Consider the following 22,276-nt stretch of genomic DNA (forward strand, 5'->3'; position numbering starts at 1 on the left):
GTCCCCGCAGAGCGGGGTGGTTAAGTTAAAACGGTAAAAATCGTATAAAATTAACAATAAAACAAATGTGTAGAACGGCGTTAAAGTCTTCCTCCGCCGGCAAAATAGCGCTTCCAGTAAGGTTCATTCAGATCGCTGATAATCACGCCGGCACTGGTAGATGCATGTACAAATTTATCGTTTTCGAGATAGATGCCTACATGGGAAATACGCTTCTTATGAATCCGGAAAAATACCAGGTCTCCTTCGCGCAAATCACGTACACTGAGTCTTCTTATCTGTGTAAACAAGTCGGCGGAGTTACCGGAAAGACCCGACTGGAATACCGCATTCATCAGGGTATTCACGAATCCCGAACAATCAATACCTGCACGGCTTTTCCCTCCCAAGCGATAAGGAGTGCCCCACCATTCTTCAATAAAACCATACAACTTCTGGTTTAGCACGTCTTCTACGGGAACATCCAGCAACTGCGCATATTTAAACTGCCAGCTCTGTGCATTCTCCAGTGTGGCGCTACCCCTGGTAATATTTTTACTGATGCTGATATCTTTATTGTTAAAGCTATTGCTGTTGCGCGGATGATGGTTAGTTGCAATGCCATCTATAAATTCAACAGGCCTGTTGTTGCCGCTGCTAGTGGGCGTGGTAGTGGTTTTCTTACTGGTAGTACTTTTCTTCAGTGAAGCGCAGGAACTAAGTGACAAGGCACAAATCGACAGCTTCACAAATAAATGTCCCTTTACTCTGATCATAATCGGCAGGCTAAATTTTCGCTAAAATACAAATATTGCGCAGAAGGCCAAGGCGTTAGGAAAGAATTACGAATTCCTAATTCGTAATTCTTTCCTTTTTCCCGTACTTTTGTCGCTTGACGAAATAGATTAGCTGATGAATTTCTCCCATTTACACGTTCATACCCAATTCTCCTTACTGGATGGTGCTGCCGATATCAAATCACTGTATAAAAAAGCCATGGCTTCTAATCAGCCTGCCCTGGCCATTACAGACCATGGTAATATGTTTGGCGCATTCCAGTTTGTGGCAGAAGCATATAATAATAAACTCAATCCGGGCGACCCGAAAGATAAAAGATTAAAAGTAAAACCGATTGTGGGCTGCGAATTTTATGTGGTAGAAAACCGTCATAAACGCGCCTTTACAAGAGAAGAAAAAGATGTACGTTACCACCAGGTATTGCTGGCAAAGGATGATGAAGGTTACCGTAACCTGATCAAACTTTGTTCACTGGGATATATGGAAGGCCTGTATGGTAAATATCCACGTATCGATAAAGAACTGGTAGTACAGTACCACAAAGGCCTCATTGCTACTACCTGCTGCCTCGGTGCTTCCGTTCCCAGGATTATTCTTCGTCATGGAGAAGAAGCCGGAGAAAAAGAATTCCGCTGGTGGCTGGATATTTTTGGAGATGATTTTTATGTGGAGCTGCAACGCCACGGTATTCCGGAACAAGACCAGGTAAACGTAGTGCTGCTGCGCTTTGCAGAAAAGTACAATGTAAAAGTAATCGCCTCCAACGATTCTCACTATGTAGACCAGGCAGATGCAAATGCACACGACATCCTGCTTTGTATCAACACGGGTGAAAAGAAAAGTACCCCTACCAATAAAGATTTTTCCGACGACGATGCGGCCGGCCCCAAAAAAGGACGCTTCGCGTTTTATAACGACCAGTTTTATTTTAAGACGACGGAAGAAATGAGCAAATTGTTTCATGATCTTCCGCAAGCCATTGACAATACCAACGAAATTGTAGATAAAGTAGCGCTGCTGGATCTTAAAAGAGATATCCTGCTGCCGAACTTCCCCATTCCAAAAGAATTTTTCACACAAGACCAGTACCTGCGGCATATCACCTTCGAAGGCGCCCGCAACCGCTACCAGGAAATGACCGCTGATATTGAAGAGCGTATCAACTTTGAGTTGCAGGTAATTGAAAACATGGGATTTGCCGGCTACTTCCTCATCGTGGCCGACTTCATCAAAGCGGGCCGTGAACTGGGCGTATTCATTGGTCCGGGTCGTGGTTCCGCTGCCGGTTCCGCTGTGGCCTACTGTATTGGCATCACCAATATTGACCCCATTAAGTATAACCTGCTGTTTGAGCGTTTCCTCAACCCGGAACGTAAGAGCATGCCCGATATTGATACGGACTTCGATGATGAAGGCCGTCAGAAAGTAATTGACTACGTAGTACAGAAATATGGCCGTAACCAGGTGGCGCAAATCATCACCTATGGTACCATGGCTGCTAAAATGAGTATCAAGGACGTTGCCCGTGTAATGGACCTGCCACTGGTAGAATCCAACGGACTGGCCAAACTGGTACCAGACAAGCCCGGCATTCAGCTGGACCGTATCTTCAACGCCCCCCTCGAAGGAGAAAAAAGTCTGGCCGATAAAGAAGGCCTCGCCGGGGAAGATATTGAAAACGTAAAGAAACTCCGGGAACTGATTACCGGAACAGACCTCCAGGCCGAAGTACTCCGCGAAGCCTGCGTACTCGAAGGCTCTGTACGTAATACCGGTATCCACGCAGCGGGTATCATCATTGCCCCGCAAGACCTGTACGACCTCATCCCCGTTTCTACCGCCAAAGACTCCGACCTCCTCGTTACCCAGTTCGAAGGAAGCATTATCGAGTCTGCCGGCGTTATCAAGATGGACTTTTTGGGTTTGAAAACCCTCACCATCATCAAAGGAGCGCTGGAGCTAATCCGCCAAAACCACGGCATCACCATTGAAATAGACAATATTCCACTGGACGACGCCAAAACATACGACCTCTATCAAAAAGGGGAAACCAACGCTACATTCCAGTTCGAGTCGCCCGGTATGCAGAAATACCTGCGCGAGCTGAAACCGGATAGATTCGACGATCTCATTGCGATGAACGCCTTGTATCGTCCGGGGCCACTGGAGTACATCCCTTCCTTTATCCGTCGTAAACACGGGCTGGAGCCGGTACAATACGATATTGCTGAAATGGAGGAATACCTCAACGATACCTACGGTATCACGGTATACCAGGAGCAGGTGATGTTGCTGAGCCAGAAACTGGCTAACTTCTCCAAAGGGGATGCGGACGTACTCCGTAAAGCCATGGGTAAGAAGCAGATCGCGGTACTGAATAAGATGAAGGCCCAATTCATGGAAGGTTGTGCCAAAAATGGCCACGACCCTAAGGTCTGCGACAAAGTGTGGACAGACTGGGAAGCCTTCGCCTCTTATGCATTCAACAAGTCGCACTCTACCTGCTACGCATTTGTGGCCTATCAAACGGCCTACCTGAAAGCCCACTACCCTTCTGAGTATATGGCTTCGGTACTGAACTGCGCCAGCAATATTGAAAAGATTACCTTCTTCATGGAAGAGTCCAAACGCATGGGCATCGACGTATTACCGCCCGATGTGAATGAATCTTTCAAAGGCTTTGCGGTGAACAAGCAGGGCCAGGTGCGCTTCGGCCTGGGTGGCCTGAAAGGTGTGGGTGAAGCGGCCATTGAAAACCTGCTGGAAGAGCGTAAAAAAGAAGGTCCCTTCAAAAATATCTTCGATTTCATCAAACGCGTAAATCAGCGTGCGGTCAACAAGAAATCACTGGAAGCCCTGGTGATGTCCGGTGCTTTCGACAGCTTCCCTGAATTACACCGTGCACAATACTTCCACAAGCCGGAGGGTGAGCAACTCAATGGCCTGGATAAAATAGTAAAGTTCGGTCAGCAGGTAACTGCCGGCTCCTCCAATATTGGTAGCCTCTTCGGGGCAGATGATCTGCCGGATGTAGAGCCGCCAAAAATCCCGAACTGCGATGCCTGGCCGCTGATCATGAAACTGAACAACGAGAAAGATATTACAGGTATCTACATCTCCGGGCATCCGCTGGATGATTATCGTTTTGAAATGAAACACTACCATATGAACTCCGTGCAGGAACTGGTAGAATATCAGACAGAAATCGCCCAACCCGGCGGTACCGGTGGACGCTCCCGGGAACGTAATTTCCGGCTGGCCGTATACATCACCAATGCCCAGGAAAGAATTTCCCGTAACAACCGGCAATTTGGGGTAATGACCATAGAAGATTATACCGGCAAGTTTGAATTTGCCCTCTGGAGTGAAGATTTTATCCGCTTTGCCCCCTACCTGAAGCCCGGATTATGCCTCTTTATCAATGGCGGCTTCAAATCCAAGCGTTTCAACGATAATGAATACGAGTTTAAAGTAAGTAGCATACAATTACTGCAGGAAGTGAAGAAAACGCATACCAAACAGATTTATCTGAATACGATGCCTAAATTCATCAACAAACAAACGGTAGACTTCCTGGTAGACAATGTCAACCGTTTTCCGGGCAATAGTACCCTGCATGTGCACCTGACCGACCGGGACGATCAAACACAGGCTAAACTGCATACTTTTAACCGGAATATTGAGATGAATGACGAGCTGGCAGTGTTTCTGCATAAACAACCTGACATTGATGTGTATATAGAGATAATCAATAAGTAGTGATGCCAAAAATGCAGTAATTTGCACGTGGATTAAGATTTGATAATAACATAACATAATTCGAAAAATCAAAACAATCGTTAAATAAAACATTTTAAATCGTAGTATATGGCTTTAGAAATCACTGACGCGAACTTTGAAACGGAAGTTCTGAATTCCGATAAATTAACTGTTATTGACTTTTGGGCAGAATGGTGTGGTCCTTGTCGCGCTATCGGTCCGGTAATTGAAGAATTATCTAAAGATTACGCAGGCAAAGTAAACATTGGAAAAGTTAACGTGGATCAGAATCCACAGTTATCTATCAATTACGGTATCACCAGCATTCCTGCTATCCTTTTCGTAAAAGGTGGCCAGGTAGTGGACAAACAGGTGGGTGCTGTGCCTAAATCCGTACTGGATAAAAAAATACAGGCCAATATGTAATTTTTATAAAAACTGAGTTTAGGAGCGCGACGGAATAATCCGTCGCGCTTTTTTTGTCTTGTTCAGGATTAAACTGATTACACTGATTACATTTATTGATTTTAGAAAGATGACCGAAAAGAATATACCTACTCTATCTCCCCTATCGCCGTCAACAAAAAAAATAAGTATAATCAGCCTAATCCTGAGCAAGACAAAAATCCCCGTTCTTTCCCGTATCTTCATTTACAAATTCTACTTTATTGCGCCATCAGTTTATTATCCTTCTTACCTTTTTCTGTTGCGCTACTGCTATGGCACAGCGCAAATGCGGTACCGCAGAAGCCTTGCAACAACGGGTTCAAAAAATTCCGCGTTTACAGGAATTGTTGCAAAAAAACGAAGCCCTTATGCAACAGGGGCAAATCCGACAACGCCTGTATGTCCGACCGGAATCAACCCCGGTATCGGTATCTATCCCGGTAGTGGTACATGTGCTGCTCGATGATCCCAGTGTGGTGACCGATGCGCAAATCCAGTCGCAGATCGATGTGTTGAACCGCGATTACAATGCCGCCAATACAGATATTTCCCAGGTGCCCCCCGTTTGGCAATCCATCATTGGCAATACGCAAATTCATTTTTGCCTGGCGCAACGTACGCCCGGTGATGAGCCAACCAATGGCATTGTACGGGTGAAAACAGCACCCGGACAAAGCTTTTCTATCCTCAATGGTGCGGCGGATGCCAAATATGCCGCTACCGGTGGCACAGAGGGCTGGGACCATTCCAAATACCTGAATATATGGGTCACCCGCCTTTCCGGCAATTACCTGGGCGTGGCGGCCCCTCCGGGAACCGGCTACCCGCTGGAACAGGAAGGGGTGGTAATACAATACACCGCGTTTGGCACTACCGGCAGTGTAGGCGGGATATATAACCTGGGCCGTACCGCTACCCACGAAATAGGCCATTATTTTGGTTTAAAACATGTTTGGGGAGATGATAATGGCGGCTGTACCATCGATGATGGGATCACCGACACGCCCCTGCAGGGTGATAATACCTACGGATGTCCTTCTTTCCCTAAACTGGATAATTGTTCTACCACGTTTCCGGGTATTATGTTCATGAACTACATGGACTATACGGACGATGCCTGCATGCATCTCTTTACCGCCGGCCAGGTAGACCGGATGCGTTTTGTATTGGAAAATATTACGGAGAGCCTGATGAGCTCCAATGGCTGCGTGCCGCCGGTGCTGGCAGGCAATGACGCTTCACTGGTAAGCGTTACAGCGCCGGATGGTAAAATATGCGACAACCATATTACACCCACAGTAGTGCTGCGCAACCGGGGTACTAATCCGCTCACCAAAGTGACCATCTGGTACCAGCTCAATGGTAGTGCGCTCACCTCCTACCAGTGGACGGGGAACCTCGCCAGCTTACAGCAAACAACAGTGACCCTGCCGGGCGCTGATGTGGCTATTAACACATATAACCTGAAAGCCTATACGCAATCTCCCAACGGACAAGCCGATGGCAATGTATCCAACGATACTGCGAATATCCGTTTCCGTTATGATGCAGAAGCCAGGCTTCCCCTCTCACAAGGCTTCGAAGACGATAGCTTCCCGCCACCAGGCTGGGATCTCTATAATCCTGACCGCAGCTTTACCTGGGAACGTTCCCGTGATGTAGGCAGAAACAGCCACGCGTCTGCTTTGATCCGCAACCTGGGCTATAATACCAACGATCAAACAGACGACCTCATTACACCGGTTATTGATCCGCAGGGCGCCGATTCGGTATTCCTGTTTTTCGATGTGGCAGCAGCCGTATATTCAGATCCGTCCAGCACCGGTATTTCCTGGGATACGTTACAGATTATCACCACCAATGATTGCCGCCAAACCGGCACACTGCTCTATTCCAAATGGGGCCCCAACCTGATTACAAGGGCAAAACCAATACAAACCGAGTTTGTACCCACCGCCAGCGAGTGGCGCCGGGATTCTGTGGATCTGACCGCTATTGCACATAAAGGAAAATTTCAAGTAGCCTTCAGAAATATTTCAAATTCAGAGAATAACATTTATATTGATAATATAAATATTGTCACGAAAGAAGTAAATCCTTCGCTCCGGGAAAAGGGGATTTTAGTGAACCCCAACCCTACCACCGGCATCTTTTGGGTCACTTTTTACCAGGTACCGGAAGACCTGCAACAGGTTGCTATTTACAACACGCAGGGACAACTAATGGGTAGCCAACCAGCATCAGCAATAGGCGCCGGCAACCGGCTTACCTTTAATTTGGTAAATGAGCCAAATGGTGTTTATTTTGTAAAATTAATTTACAGGAACAGGGCCAACACCATCAAATTAATGAAAGTAAGATGACGACGAGAAAAGATAATCCGGCTGTTCAAACGCTCCTTCAGCAACCCAACCTGGACGCAGCACTGAAGCGCATTGCAGAAAAGATCCTTCAACAGGAAAGAATTACGCCCGATGAAGGGCTGGTCTTATTTGAAAAAGCAGATATCGGCCTTGTAGGCGCGTTAGCCAACCATGTACGCGAACGCATGCATGGCGACAAGACCTACTTCAACCGCAACTTTCATATAGAACCAACGAACGTCTGTGTATTTACCTGCCACTTCTGCTCCTATTCCCGCCTGTATAAGAACCGGGAAGATGGATGGGAACTGAGCATCGACCAGATGATGGACATCGTAAAAAAATACGACAACCAACCCGTTACAGAAGTACATATCGTAGGTGGCGTACATCCTAAAATGCAACTGGACTTTTTCGTGGAACTGATCAAACAAATCAGGGCACACCGTCCGGACCTGCACGTGAAAGGATTTACCGCCGTGGAACTCGATTATATGTTCCGTAAAGCCAAAGTAAGCGTAGACGAAGGCATGCGCATCCTCAACGAGGCCGGCCTGCAATCCATGCCTGGCGGCGGTGCGGAAATATTTGCCCCCGCAGTACGCGCCAAAATATGCCACGATAAAGTAGATGCCGACGGATGGCTCGCCATTCACAAAGCTGCTCACCTCCGTGGCATGCACACCAACGCTACCATGCTGTATGGCCATATCGAATCCTTTGCAGACCGCATTGATCACATGGAACGCTTACGTAGCCTGCAGGATGAAACCGGTGGTTTCAATACCTTCATCCCGCTGAAATTCCGTAATAAAGGCAACGACATGTCTGATATCCCGGAAAGCTCCATCGTGGAAGATCTGCGCCTGTACGCAATAGCCCGCCTCTACATGGATAACTTCCCCCACCTGAAAGCCTACTGGCCTATGCTGGGAAGAAATACCGCACAACTAACCCTCTCTTTCGGTGTAAACGACCTGGATGGCACCATTGATGACACCACCAAGATCTATTCAATGGCCGGTGCAGAAGAACAAAATCCATCTATGAACACGGCGCAACTGGCCCAACTGATTAAACAGGCCGGCAGAAGACCCGTGGAAAGAGATACCGTATACAACGAAATACAGGACTACACAAACGTGGTTTTTTCTGATGAAGAATTGCTGACCAAATAGTATTTCTATCTTATGCAATTACACCTGAAATGTATATTGATTGCCAGTTTATACGCTGCCGGCTGTCACCAGAGTACCAACAACAATAACAACAATACAGTAGATACCCCTGTAGTAACTACCCCTGAAGCAGCCACGGTAACTTCCAATGGCACCACCTTCAAAAAACAAGGTACCCTCGCTTTCCTGGGAAAATCCGGTGCAGACACCCTGCGCAAAATTGATATACAGCTGGCGCAAACCGACGAGCAACGCGCCGATGGATTGATGTATCGTAAATCAATGACAGATGATCAGGGCATGCTCTTCATTTTTCCGGACATGGAAGAACGCGCCTTCTGGATGAAAAACACCTACATCTCCCTGGATATTATCTATATAGCAGATAATATGGAAATCGTATCCATTCAGAAATACGCCACACCACTATCAGAAGAAAGTTTGCCTTCCTACAAGAAAGCCAAATATGTACTCGAAGTAAATGGTGGTTTCTCCGATAAATACCACATCGCCTACGGAGATAAAATCGTTTACCAGCAATAATATTAAAAGAGAAGCCCCCCGCAGACGCGGGGGGCTTTTTTGCTCTATGATACATATTTGATCGCTAACACTAATAGCCTCTTTATACTTGCGCTGCAGCATTTACTACTTCAAGAATATGCAACTGTGTTTTCCCCGCAGGTACTTCCCAATCAATTACATCACCCGTGCTATACCCCAACAGGGCCGTACCAATGGGCGACAGGATCGATAACTTACCTTCCTGCAAATTGCTTAATGCCGGCAGCACCAGCTGTACACTCCTGACCTGTCCGCTGCGCTCATCCCTGAACTGCAACGTTGAATTTACCTGCACTACATGGTCAGGTACTTTGCCCTTTTTAACAACAGCCCTGTCCAGCTCCTCTTTAAGTTTGTGGGTAGCCGGCGCTTCATAGCACAGGGTTTTAAGGATTTCGTAATCATGTAGGGACACAATGATCTGTTTCTTTTTCATGATGACCGGGTTTTGATGATTAATAGCTTTTAGCATTTCACTGCTAGCTTTTAGCTTCTAATAGCTGATGGCTAATAGAAGCTAAAAGCTGTTTCGGTGCATATATTTCCTGATAAGATCGTACCTCCGTTCTCGTTATTCTTCTGAACAGGGCTGCAGGACTCACCGTCTCTGGTGAAGCAAAGCCACAGGCCCCCATCAGTTCCGCCAATGCCGCAATGGTGTTACGGTGATAGTTGGCTACACGTACCCGCTTATCGGCCACATTCACCCCCTGGTAAAGGGTAGGATCCTGTGTGGCTACGCCTACCGGGCAACTGCCGCTATCACATTGCAATGCCTGGATACAACCTAACGCCAGCATCATACCACGGGCACTGTAGCACGCGTCTGCTCCTATCGCCAACACTTTCAGGATGTCGAAACCCGTAATAACTTTACCACTCGCCATAATGCGGATATGCTGTTTCAGGTCGTAATGACGCAACAGGTTTACAACCAGCGCCAACGCATCATATAAAGGCATCCCGATGGAGTCCGTAAACTCCAGTGGCGCCGCACCGGTACCACCTTCCGCACCATCCACGGTGATAAAATCCGGGTAAATACCGGTATTTACCATCGCGATACAAATACGTTCAAACTCATCTGCACGGCCCACACACAGCTTAAACCCTACCGGCTTGCCACCGGAAAGTTTACGTAACTGCTGTAAGAAAGTCAGCATCTCATATTCATTACTAAAAGCGGTATGCGCAGCAGGCGATAATACGCTGGTACCTGGTTTTACCTTACGAATCGCCGCAATTTCAGGCGTATTTTTAGCAGCAGGCAACACCCCTCCCTTACCGGGTTTGGCTCCCTGGCTTAATTTCAATTCAATCATTTTTACAGATGGTTCCGCAGCTGCCACCGCAAATACTTCCGCAGAGAAATTCCCCTGCTCATCGCGGCAACCAAAATAACCGGTACCAATTTGCCAGATCAGGTGGCCACCATGCTGCAAATGATAAGGACTAATCCCTCCCTCTCCGGTATTATGCGCAAAACCTCCTAACTGTGCACCTCCGTTCAGCGAAGCAATGGCCGTTTTACTCAACGCCCCATAACTCATGGCGCTCACGTTCAGCAAGCTGGCGTTGTAAGGCTGTGTACATTGGGCGTTACCAATGTTCACCCGCAAATCTTCCGCTTTTACTTTCATCGGGAACGCAGTATGAGCGGCCCATTCATAGCCTGGCTCATACATGTTGTCCAACGCACCAAAAGCCACAGTTTGTTTAACATCTTTTGCACGCTGATACACCACCGCACGCTGACGGCGATTAAATGGCCTTCCATCGGTATCCGATTCAAAGAAATACTGACGCATCTCCGGCCTGATTTGCTCCAACAGGTAACGCAACCGTCCCAGTAAAGGGTAGTTACGCAACAACGCATGCTTCCTTTGCAGCCGGTCATAAAGGGTTAACAGGGTGAGTCCTACTGCCACGGGCAACAGGAACCATCCGGTTAAGTATCCACGATAAAGACTTGTAGCGACGCTCACATCCAGCAACAGGCATAAAAGGTAAACTGCCCATCGTGCTATCCGATGATTCATAAAACTGTTTTTATAAGATTGTTTTGGAAAAAATACGAATGGAATAAAACTACACAGATACAGGTAGTCATTCCCCCGGGTACAACGCTTTATATACTAAAAGTTGCCCGGGATTAAGTGTTGAAGTCTTTGGGGCAGGATAAGAACGGCAATAAGAACCCGCCGATACGCTTGCACGTAAGGGAAGTGTTCTGAAATAGTAATATGGTATTTGCCGGATTCAATTAATTATTAATTGTAATCCGGCAAATATAAGGGATTTATTTCCAATAAACTATCATTTTGCTAGCTCAGGTGCTGTAAACGGCTTCTGCCGGCCGTTGTACTGCTTACGCACCTGCTGTATGTCGGCAGCAGTGACCTTATCGGCACTATTTTTCCAGGCACTACGCAGGAAGGTCAGCAGTTGTGCAATATCTGCATCATTGAATTCATCGCTGCCGCCAATGCCTGGCATATCACCATTTATTTCCGGCGCTTTGTATACTTTTCCGTGTACTTCCACCGGTCCGGTTAAGCCGTACAATACAATAGAAATAAAGGCTTTCTTATTGCCATTTACCCAGTTGCTTTCATTCAGTGGAGGCGCCATAGCGGCAATACCTTCTCCGTTCTTACCATGACAGGTTTGGCAAACGGTATTAAATATTTTATAGCCACGGGGCAATGCAGTCCTTAATGCTTCCATCTTTTTAGCATTGGCCTTGTTATCCAGGTTTTTTAACACCTTTTCCAGCTGCCGGCGCAATGCCAGTGTAGTATCCGGATTCCAGGCAATCACCTGTTTCAGTAAAGCAGGTTCCCGGTTTACAGCATTATTGACCAATGCAGATGCCACATAACGGTCAGGCGCATACGCTTTTATCATTTTCTCTTCCAGTCGCGCTGCGGCCGCTTTGTCCGCTTTTCCAAGGGCTGGCAGCAGGTAACCCACAGCCGGCGCCAGGTAAGCATTATCGGATAAGGTGTCTAACGCAGTGGCCATGGCTTTTGCATTACCGCTATTCAACACAGACGGCAACGCGGCCAGCGCCTGCATTTTCAGCATGGCGTTGTTATTTCGCCAGATACCTTCCAGGTCTGCCGCAGTTAACAGATGTAATCCTTCCAGTGTCCAGAGCGCATGTACCTGTACGGCAGAAGCGATATCCGAATGCAGCAATTCCCTTAACGCCGGCAATACTTCTTTTAACTGGCGATCAATGATCAGCTGCTGCGCCTGGTCACGTAATGCACCGTTGGGGGAGCTGAGTTGCTTCACTAATCCCGCAGGACTGTGATCTGCCGGCGATGCGGCAGGCAAAGTCCCCGCCGGGATAATGCGATAAATACGACCCGCATTCAGCGGCTGTGTGAGCTGCCGCATTTTCACTTCATTCTTTAAGTATTCGGTGATGTACGTTTTATGTTGCAGGATCCCGCGATACATATCAGCGATATACAGCGCGCCATCGGGGCCTGTTTTCAAATCCACCGGACGGAAACGTTCATCATCACTGGCTAAAAACTCCTTGCCCTGATATGCCTGTACGCCCTTCACCACAAAGCTGCTATCCGACAGCATATTTCTTTTGATGAGATTGGCAGAAGGCTCTGCCACAAAAGCGTTGCCCTGGTAAGTAGCTGGCAACAGATTACCCCGGTAAATCAGCGGGCCACAGGCGGCAGTGAAGTTAACGAGGCGCAGGCTATCATCCAGCGTACCTTTCTGGTATCCGCGGTTTACGCCCGGTGTGGGGTGAATGGGATAGGTTCGGTTATCTGGTACTATTCGCTGATCAAAGCCTGCATCATTCTGCTGCTGCGGGTTGGTGCCACCTAATCCGGGCAGGAAGTAGTCGCCCAGCAGGTTTTCTGAGTTGTTATTATAATAGAGGCGTCCCTGGTTGTCCTGGGTGATACCCCACTGCCCCCGGAAATGGGTAGCTTCTTTCAGCCATTTATTGCCTGCCTTACGGTAACGCCTATCCGATTTTGCATTGTAGATCCAGTTATCCATGGCTCTTAGTAAACCATTGGGTTGGTGTTCTACGTTACCGCCGGCAGCGTATTGATCATCTACGAGTGTTTTCTTACCGGGTTTGTCGTGGTTAATTTCCACAAACCACAGCTGAGGAGGCGTGGCTACGAGTATGCCATTCTCTATCAGGCAAATAGCCCTGGGGAGTACCAGCGAGTCAAGGAAAACGGTTCTTTTATCCATGACGCCATCGCCGGTGGTGTCTTCCAAAATCACAATTTTGCCATCAGGTTTCTCCTCTCCGGTACCAACGGTATCGGGCATAAAGCCGGTCATTTCCACCACCCACATGCGGCCACGTTCATCAAACGTCATGGCTACCGGGGCTACTACCATAGGTTCTGCTGCCACCAACTGTACCTTCAGGCCTTTGTCGTACGTCATATGACTGATGGCCGTTTGCGCATCCAGAACGGGTGAAGCAGCATACTGCTTCCGCATGGCCAGAGAATCCTGTTCGTGTTTATTTCCTTCCTGGTGTTGATCCCGCTGCCCACAGGCAAAGAGCGCGAGACATAACGTGGTCATTAAATAGTGGGTACGCTGCATTGTTATAAATCGATTGCGAAAAGTAAAAATACATTTCTGAAAATATTTTTTTTTAAAAATTATATGAGATAACAGTTTCGCATTTGCACCACTTCAAAAAGCCTTATCTTCGTCGCTTTATTGCATACATTTTACGATTTATTTGCATTTATGGAACGCTTTCAGGGCATCATAGGCATTGTACTTATCTTGGGCATCGCCTTTTTGTTTTCTAACAACAAAAAAAAGATCAACTACCGATTGGTATTGAGTGGAATTGGGTTGCAGGTAGCTATTGGGCTTTTGGTTTTTAAGGTGCCTCCTATTACATGGTTTTTTCAGCGGGTAGGTGATGCCATGGGGAAACTGGAAGCTTTTGCCCGCAAGGGAGCCGCCTTTGTTTATGGTGGTATTGGTATAACCCAGCATGATGGCAGTGTAAAAGATTATGCAGGCGGTGGGTTTGTATTTGCCTTTAACGTAACGGCCACCATCATCCTGGTATGTGTACTGGTAGCGGTTTTATATCATTATGGTATTATGCAGCGTGTAGTAGCGGTGATTGCCCGGGCCATGAACTTTGTGATGCGTGTAAGTGGTGCAGAAGCACTGAGCAACGTAGCCAGCGCCTTTGTGGGGCAGGTAGAAGCCCAGGTGATGATCCGTCCTTACCTTTCCAGCATGACTAAAAGCGAGATACTGGCCTCTATGAGTGGTAGTTTGGCCTGTATTGCCGGGGGGATCCTGGTGGTATACGTAAACATGGGATTACAGGCGGGATTGCATATTGCTCCTTTCCTGATTACCGCCAGTCTCATGGCGGCGCCGGGCGCACTGGTGATCTCCAAAATCGTATTCCCGGAAACCGAGGAAAGCGTGACCATGGGCCGTGTTAAAATGGAAGTAAAAAGCAACTATACCAACGTAATTGACGCGATTTCACATGGCGCCGGCGATGGTTTTAAAATAGCCATGAACGTTATTGCCATGCTGATTGGCTTTATCGCCTTTATTGCATGTATCGATTGGTGCCTGGTACATATCGGACATCTTTTCAACCCTAACTTTAACCTGAGCCTGGACTGGATTTTCGGTAAGTTATTTATGCCAATGGCGTGGGCGATCGGCGTTCCTCAGGCGGATGTGCAGAATGTGGCTACCCTGCTGGGACAAAAGCTGACCATCAACGAATTTGTGGCCTTCAAGAGCATGACCGATAAAACGGTTCCCATTGTAACCGCTAAGGGGATTGCCATTGTGACCATTGCCATTGCTGGTTTTGCGAACTTCAGCAGCGTGGGTATGCAGATTGGTGGTATAGGGGAACTGGCGCCAGACAGAAGAGCTGATTTGGCTAAGCTGGGATTGAAAGCGTTGCTCTGTGGTACCCTGGCGTCTTATATGTCGGCGGCTATTGCAGGGATACTGATATAAGCGAATATTGTCTGATAGCAGGATTAGACTGATTGTACTGATTTTGTTTTTTGGATTTTTATATTTTAAAAAAGAAGGGAGATATAAGCGGATGCGCTTCTATCTCCCTTCTTTTTTAAAATATAAAAAATCAGTATAATCAGTGTAATCCTGCCCCCGGACCATATCCGCGGCAATCTTCGTGAACAGTCGCGGTTTCCCGGCGGTTCCTGTCTCGTGTTACAACTACTCCAAACGCTTAATCAGGCCGGCCTGTACAGCTGACCATGCTTCGCCTTGTCCTTCTCCTTCCCAATAGTTCTTCATTTCAGAACCAGCGGTCACTTTGTTGACTGCGGTAATGGCCTGATTTCTGAGTGCGCGGGTTGCGATGAGGTTCAATACATCCAGCTGATCCAGCGGGTCTTCCGGGAAATCCTCGCTAGGTTTGCCTACCAATGCTGCCACCAGTTCTGCAGCTGCTAATGCTTCTTCGCAATCCGATACTTCCAGTGTTTCAATGTTGTTGATGATACGTGCCAGTGTATCCGTCACTAAACCACCGTCTTTGCTTTCAATCACGTCAAATACCCAATCCTGTGATCCATCATTTTCAAAATTCCTGGTGCCCCATGCGCCCATAGTGTTTACGTTTTTTTATTTTTTTCGAATAAAGAATAAAAGTAATCGATTCTTTTTACAACAACCAAACCAACCTGCTAGTTCAAACTTCTAAAATCTACCGGCACCAGTTTGCTGACACCCGGCTCCTGCATAGTTACGCCATAGATCACATCTACAGCGGCCATGGTTTGTTTGTTGTGCGTTACAATAATAAATTGTGAATTATCAGAAAACTTCCTGATCATGTTGGTAAACTTACCCACGTTGGCATCATCCAGTGGCGCATCTACCTCATCGAGGATACAGAATGGCGCCGGTTTAATCAGGTAAATGGCAAACAACAACGCCGTAGCGGTGAGTGTTTTCTCTCCTCCGGACAGCTGTGTGATGGCGGCCGGACGCTTACCTTTCGGCTTCGCGATGATTTCAATACCGGTATCCGCCAGGTTGGCGGGATCACTCAGGATCATATCGCACTGGTCTTCTTCTGTAAACAGGGCTTTAAATACCCGGATAAAGTTTTCCTTTACCTGGTTAAAAGTATCCAGGAACTTCTGGTTAGCCGTAGTTTCTACCTCCTGGATAGTAGCCAGCAGGGAATCTTTCGCATTCACCAGGTCCGTTTTTTGTTCCAGGATAAACTCATACCTTTTCTTCATTTCCTGATAAGCTTCGATGGCGGTGGGGTTGATTTCTCCCATATTCTCCATCCGCTTTTTCAGTCGCTCTGCACTACCCTGCAACTCTTCCACTGGCAGTTCGGAGCTGCGTTGCTCATCAATGATTTCATCGAGGTTCACTTTGAACTCCACGCTGAGCCGTTCCTTCATGGTGGTCAGTTGCAGTTTCAGCTCGTTCACTTTATCCTTGATGGTGTTGAGTTGTTGTTCCAGCTGCTCTCTGGCGCGCTGTTTGGTTCTCAGCGTGCTTTCCAGCTCCTGCAGGTGGTTACGGAAATTATAGTATTCCTGGTCTTTTTCGTTGAGTGCTTTTTCTTCTTCTTCGCGCTGGCGGAACAGTTCTACCAGTCCGTCGTCTGCGTGGCTCAGTTTTTCAACGGCAGCGGCAATATGGCCTACGGCATCTTCCAACTGCGTTTTATTACTGGTAATTTGCACGTGCAGGTCCGACAGTTGCTTGCGTTTAAACTCCAGCTCCTGTCTGAGGGCCTGTACTTTGCTTTGCTGGCGGGTATGTTGCAGGTTTTGGTTATTGAACTGCACGGTGGCCATGTTAAACTGCTGCTCTGCTTCCTGCGACATCCGGTCGGCGTCCGTAATGCTGTCCTGCAGTTCAGTCACTCTTTCATTGAGTCCTTCCAGTTCATCCCTGACACCGGAAATGCTTTCCTGGTTGGTGGCCAGTGATTGCTGCATTTCATCGAGGCGTTTATCGCCGGCTTCGATGAGGTGGTGGAAGTTTTCAATCCTGTTCTGGAGGCCAAACAGCTGATTGCTCAACTGGTTTACCTTTTCCCTGGCAGCATTGATGTTATTTTCATTGAGTTGGCTATTGTAGCCTAATACTTCGTCGTGTTTATTTTGCAGGGCTACTTTCAGGCGGCCTACCACTGCTTCGAGATCTTTGATCTCTACTTCCAGTTTCTCCAGGTTTTTGGCCCGGCCCAGTTTCTTTCCTTCAAATAGTCCTACAGATCCACCGCTGATATTGTATTTACCGCGGTGCATACGGCCGGATTTCTCCACCAGCAGCATTCTTTCGTCGGCCAGCTGGCTAAATTCCAGGCGGGTCAGGTCTTCCCCGATGAATACTTTGCCCAGCAGGTGTTGACCCAGGCCTTTATATTTCTCTTCAATTTCCACTACTTCCAGGGCCGGGATGGTACCGGGAGGCGCCAGCAGCGGGGTATTGTCTGTACGGAACTGGTCGAGAATAAAGAAGTTGGCTTTCCCTTTTTTGTTGGCATCGAGCAGCTGTATGGCTTGTACCGCTTCGTGTACGTTATTCACCACATAGTAGCTCAGATAAGGCTCCAACAGGTTTTCCACGCAGGTGCGATATTCTTCTTTACAGAAAAATATATCACTCAGGATGGGGGCATTATTATTCCAGTCGGGATTTTTCTTCAGAAATTTAATACTCTCCGGATAGCCTTCGAGGCTGTCTACCAGGGATTTGAGGAGGTCGAACTCGTTCTTTTTGGAATCGAGGGTACGGTTCTCATCTACCAGCTTATCCCTTAATCCTTCGATATCGGATTGGGTGGCGAGGATTTTCCCTTTGGTTTCTTCCTGGAACTTTACCATGGCTTCCAGGTCCGTTTTGCTGCCGGTGAGGGTTTGTTGCAGCGCCTCTTTTTCTGTTTCCAGTTGGGCGATTTGTTGCAGGCGGCTGGCTTTTTCTTCCTGCAGTTGCTGCATACTACGTTGCAGGTTCTGAACGGAGGTATCGGCTACCGCTACCTTCTTTTCTGCTTCAAACTGTTGGCGTTGCCAGCGTTGCTGGTCGTTACGCAGGGTTTCGAGGGCTTGTTTTTTCTGGTGAAAACGTTCTTTCTTTTCCTCCACCATGTCGCGGAGGGTGTCCAGTTCGTCTGCCATGGTTTCAAACACTTCCCCTTCTTCGGTTACCTGTTTCTCGGTAAATTCGATGGAGGTAGTGAGGCCCTGCAGTTGTCCTTCTGCATTGTTGAGGAAGTCGGTGATACTTTTTTCGCGTTCCCGCAAATAAGTTAATTGCTGGGTAGCGAGGTTTTTATCGTTTTCCTTGGTACGGATGGTAGATACGAGTTCGTTGAAAGATTTCTGCAGGGTTTGCAGTTCTCTTTCTTTGGCCACGAAGTGCAGTTTATCTTGTTCTACGGCGGCTTCGGCTGTCAGGATTTCTGTTTCCAGGGCCAGTTTGCGGTCGCTTTCCGCCTGCTGGGTTTCCGACAGTTCTTTAAAGTTGATATTGAAGCCTTCCAGTGCGGCTTTCGCCAGTTCTATACTTACTTCGCGGTATTCTTTTTTTACTTCGTAGAAGCGTTCGGCTTTGCGGGCCTGGCTTTCGAGTGTTTTGAGGTTGTTATTGATTTCGAACAACAGGTCCTCTATACGGTTAAGATCCCCTTCTGTGGCGTCCAGCTTGGATTTAGCTTCCTTTTTACGGGTTTTGTATATGGAGATGCCTGCCGCTTGTTCCAGCATCCGGCGACGGCTGTTTTCTTTATCCTTGATGATATCGTCTACCATGCCCAACTCAATGATGGCATAGGAATCGGTACTCACCCCGGTGTCCATGAAGAGGTTATGAATATCTTTCAGGCGGCAGGCAACATCGTTGAGCCGGTATTCACTGTCGCCGTTTTTATAAAATTTGCGTGTAATCGTCACCGTGGTGAATTCGGTGGGGAGTACGTTTTTGGTATTTTCGAAGGTAAGGCTAACTTCCGCCATACCGCTTGCGGAGCGGCTTTTGGAGCCGTTAAACACCAACCCGGCCTGGTTATCAGAGCGCAGGTTACTGATTTTGTGCTCGCCGATTACCCAGCGAATGGAGTCGATGATATTACTTTTGCCGCAACCATTTGGCCCAATCACCCCAGTGATGCCCTCATCAAACTGCAAAACGGTTTTATCTGCAAAACTTTTAAAGCCTTTAATTTCTAGTGTTTTTAAGCGCACGTCGTACTCCGAGGTTTTTTAAGGCGTCAAAGATATAATTTTACCCGAATCAAAAAGTAATTTAAGTGAGATGCGATAATATCACCTGATTATTTATACACAATCAGGTGTCATTTACTCCCGCACGCAGCACGCTTCAAAACTATAATAGACTGGTTATAAATATAGTAAAAAGATCAATTGGAATTAAATTGGGTGTGAGAAAAATGCTAAACAGGCGCAGAAAGCGTAAAGCGTAAAGCAAAAAGCTATTGTCGCGGATGATCTTAGCGAGTTTTTGTCCTGGTACAGGATTAGACTGATTATACTGATTTTTATTTTTGATTTTAGAAGATGGCAGAGGATCTTAGCAAAGATTTTCATTTTCTATCTTCTCTAACGCTGATAATCAAATATTAAAAATCAGTATAATCAGTCTAATCCTGTACCAAGACAAAATTCGCACTCATCAATCGGGAAAATAGCTTTTTGCTTTACGCTTTATGCTTTCTGCTTTCCTATCTTTGCGGCACAAAAACCCGTATTCGTTTGCGAACAGAACAGCTGATCAACAATATCAAGAATTTTCTTTACAGTTATCATTTCAGCAACGGCATGCGCACCACTATCAGTGTGGTGGTGCCTTCTATGGTATTTGCCTGGATGGGCAAGCTGGACCTGGGCATTGCCATGTCGATGGGAGCCTTGTGTACTGCGCTCAGTGATGTTCCGGGCACGATTATCCATAAACGGAATGGACTGATCATTAGTACCATTCTTATTTTTATCACCGCCCTGGGCACCGGACTCCTCATCCCCTACACTATCCCGATGGCGCTGTGGATAGCCGGCTGCTGCTTTATGTTCGCCATGTTGTTAGTATATGGTAACCGTGGTGGCAACATCGGTACTGCCGCCCTGCTGGTGATGGTATCCATCCTGGGTGAAACACAGCTTACACCCAAACTGACTCTGCTGCACGCCTCTATGGCGTTGCTGGGCAGCATCTGGTATGCTGTACTGGCCCTCACCCTATGGCAGATCCGTCCTTACCTCAATGTACAACAGGCATTGGGCGACTGTATCATTCAAACTGCCCGCTACCTCGAAACAAGGGCCAATTTTTATACCCCCGGCGTAAATGTAGCCGACAACTATAAAGCCGTACTGGCCCAACAGGTAATCGTTAACGAAAAACAGGAACAGGTACGGGAACTGCTCCTGAAAAGGCGCTCCGCCCAACAAGGTACCACCAGTATCAACAAAAGCATGGTACTGATATTCCTCGACATGGTAGACCTCCAGGAACAAATCATGGCCTCACAAACGGACTACAACGCCCTGCAGGCCGATTTCAAAGACAAGGAAATACTGGAGAAATTCCATGCCCTCATCCTGGAATTCACCGTAGAGTTACAAAATATCGGATTGGCCGTAGCATCCGGACAACGCTCCCTGCCCAAAACCAACCTGAAATTTGAAATGGAGAAGGTAAAACAGGCCATCGCCGACATTACCATGCAACTCCCAACCCTCAAGGAAAGAACACGCACCATACCGCTCACCAATATCCTGCAAAACCTGCAGGACATGGCCCAGCGTATTTATAACCTGCACCGCCTCACCCGCCTGGAAAGACTGAAAGACGAATCCATTGATCCTAAACTGGAGCTGTCCAAATTCACTACACGGCAGAAATATGACTTCGAAACTTTCCGCGATAACCTCACCTTCAAGTCGCATATTTTCCGCCACGCCATCCGTGTGAGCCTGGCTACCGTATTGGGTTACGGCCTGGGCGTGGTATTGCATCTTGACCGGGTATACTGGATTCTGCTGACCATTGTGGTAATCCTGAAGCCAGGATTTGGACTCACCAAATCACGCAGCATACAACGTTTAATCGGCACCGTTACCGGGGCCTTGTTTGCTGCCGGCCTGCTTTACGTAACACATAACAACTCCGTTATTTTCATTGCCATGCTGCTATGCATCCTGGGATCTTATAGTTTTATGAGTTTCCAGTATACGCTCAGTGTATTTTTTGTAACGCCGTTTATTATTTTCCTGCTGCATTTCCTGCATCCATCCGACCTGGCCAACGTTACTCAACGGGTGCTGGATACCTTCATTGGCGGAGGCATCGCCTTCTTTGCCAATATGCTGCTGTGGCCTGCCTGGGAACACAACTTCCTGCCAGACTACATGAAGAAAATGATGGAAACCAACCGGAAATATTTTGAACTGGTGATGCGGGCTTATTCCAATGAAAAAGTATCCGTCACGGATTTTAAGCTGGCAAGAAAAGATACCTATGTGGCAAGTGCTAATATGATGGCGGCTTTCCAGCGTATGCTCTCCGAGCCTAAAAGCAAACAAAAAAATGGGTCGCAGGTGTATCACTACGTAGTACTGAATCATACCCTCACCTCCCATACAGCCGCCCTGGCGGCTTACAACATGCACCATGGTGTACAGTTTCCCAGGCCAGAATACCGCGAAATAGCTGATTACCTGCTGCACAACATGGATCAACTCATACTGATGCTCGATCCTGCTACCCACGCCAATGCCAGCATTTCGCCACAGGTACATGCCTTCGATCGCCTGGACGATCATTTGGAATCGCTGGTACATAAAAGGCAACAGGAAATCAACGATGGGATGGGCCCAACGCCTACACGCGATGAAATGCTGGAAACCAAACAGGTACATGATCAGTTGATTGCCATCCTGTCGCTGATAAGGGATATGGGCAAGGCGCTGACAAGAGCTGAAAGCATAAAGGAGAAAGCATAAAGCGACGGAAGCGGATATTGTCTTTGTACAGGATTAAACTGATTATACTGATTACATTTTATAGGATTAAAAAAGATGATGGGAGACTGAAGCGGATATACCAGCTTTGATCTCCCATCATCTTATAAAATCAAATATAAAAATCAGTATAATCAGTTTA

13 protein-coding genes are annotated in these 22,276 nt (G+C 47.3%); 7 read left to right on the forward strand and 6 right to left on the reverse strand.

What is annotated here, in order from left to right:
• Positions 1–80 precede the first annotated feature (80 nt).
• On the reverse strand, positions 81–755 hold the full coding sequence (locus AC5ZC7_RS16995) for an NlpC/P60 family protein (RefSeq protein ID WP_496157717.1): 675 nt from the start codon (positions 753–755) through the stop codon (positions 81–83).
• A gap of 136 nt (positions 756–891) precedes the next feature.
• On the opposite strand from AC5ZC7_RS16995, the gene dnaE reads away from it, so the two are divergent.
• The 5 genes from dnaE to AC5ZC7_RS17020 all read left to right on the forward strand — a co-directional run bounded on the left by dnaE (position 892) and on the right by AC5ZC7_RS17020 (position 9,067).
• A complete protein-coding gene (gene dnaE / locus AC5ZC7_RS17000; protein ID WP_496157716.1) occupies positions 892–4,536 on the forward strand; it encodes a DNA polymerase III subunit alpha in 3,645 nt (1,214 codons plus the stop codon).
• Between the two features lie 108 nt (positions 4,537–4,644).
• Positions 4,645–4,962, forward strand: coding sequence for a thioredoxin (gene trxA, locus AC5ZC7_RS17005; protein WP_133810785.1), 318 nt, complete (start codon positions 4,645–4,647; stop codon positions 4,960–4,962).
• A gap of 242 nt (positions 4,963–5,204) precedes the next feature.
• Positions 5,205–7,346: a M43 family zinc metalloprotease gene (locus AC5ZC7_RS17010; RefSeq protein ID WP_496157715.1), complete on the forward strand. Its 2,142-nt coding sequence runs from the start codon at positions 5,205–5,207 to the stop codon at positions 7,344–7,346.
• The gene (gene mqnE / locus AC5ZC7_RS17015) at positions 7,343–8,524 is read left to right on the forward strand and encodes an aminofutalosine synthase MqnE (protein ID WP_496157714.1); all 1,182 of its coding nucleotides are present in this window, start codon (positions 7,343–7,345) and stop codon (positions 8,522–8,524) included. The genes AC5ZC7_RS17010 and mqnE overlap by 4 nt, the downstream gene beginning before the upstream one ends.
• A gap of 12 nt (positions 8,525–8,536) precedes the next feature.
• A complete protein-coding gene (locus AC5ZC7_RS17020) occupies positions 8,537–9,067 on the forward strand; it encodes a DUF192 domain-containing protein (protein ID WP_496157713.1) in 531 nt (176 codons plus the stop codon).
• Between the two features lie 82 nt (positions 9,068–9,149).
• Here AC5ZC7_RS17020 and AC5ZC7_RS17025 read toward each other — a convergent pair whose 3' ends face one another.
• From AC5ZC7_RS17025 to AC5ZC7_RS17035, 3 genes are all read right to left on the reverse strand, one after another.
• Positions 9,150–9,524, reverse strand: a complete 375-nt coding sequence (locus AC5ZC7_RS17025; RefSeq protein ID WP_496157712.1) for a GreA/GreB family elongation factor — start codon at positions 9,522–9,524, stop codon at positions 9,150–9,152.
• A 43-nt stretch (positions 9,525–9,567) separates the two neighbouring features.
• A complete protein-coding gene (locus AC5ZC7_RS17030) occupies positions 9,568–11,127 on the reverse strand; it encodes a glutamate synthase-related protein (protein WP_496157711.1) in 1,560 nt (519 codons plus the stop codon).
• A 277-nt stretch (positions 11,128–11,404) separates the two neighbouring features.
• The gene (locus AC5ZC7_RS17035; RefSeq protein WP_496157710.1) at positions 11,405–13,675 is read right to left on the reverse strand and encodes a DUF7133 domain-containing protein; all 2,271 of its coding nucleotides are present in this window, start codon (positions 13,673–13,675) and stop codon (positions 11,405–11,407) included.
• 171 nt (positions 13,676–13,846) lie between these two features.
• Here AC5ZC7_RS17035 and AC5ZC7_RS17040 point away from each other — a divergent pair, with 171 nt between their 5' ends.
• Positions 13,847–15,109, forward strand: a complete 1,263-nt coding sequence (locus AC5ZC7_RS17040; protein WP_496157709.1) for a nucleoside transporter C-terminal domain-containing protein — start codon at positions 13,847–13,849, stop codon at positions 15,107–15,109.
• Between the two features lie 225 nt (positions 15,110–15,334).
• Here AC5ZC7_RS17040 and AC5ZC7_RS17045 read toward each other — a convergent pair whose 3' ends face one another.
• The gene (locus AC5ZC7_RS17045) at positions 15,335–15,730 is read right to left on the reverse strand and encodes a DUF4259 domain-containing protein (RefSeq protein ID WP_496157708.1); all 396 of its coding nucleotides are present in this window, start codon (positions 15,728–15,730) and stop codon (positions 15,335–15,337) included.
• A 77-nt stretch (positions 15,731–15,807) separates the two neighbouring features.
• On the reverse strand, positions 15,808–19,338 hold the full coding sequence (gene smc / locus AC5ZC7_RS17050) for a chromosome segregation protein SMC (RefSeq protein ID WP_496157707.1): 3,531 nt from the start codon (positions 19,336–19,338) through the stop codon (positions 15,808–15,810).
• Between the two features lie 528 nt (positions 19,339–19,866).
• Here smc and AC5ZC7_RS17055 point away from each other — a divergent pair.
• On the forward strand, positions 19,867–22,116 hold the full coding sequence (locus AC5ZC7_RS17055) for an FUSC family membrane protein (protein WP_496157706.1): 2,250 nt from the start codon (positions 19,867–19,869) through the stop codon (positions 22,114–22,116).
• Positions 22,117–22,276 lie beyond the last annotated feature (160 nt).

This window comes from Chitinophaga sp. 9-1-y, assembly GCF_059511905.2.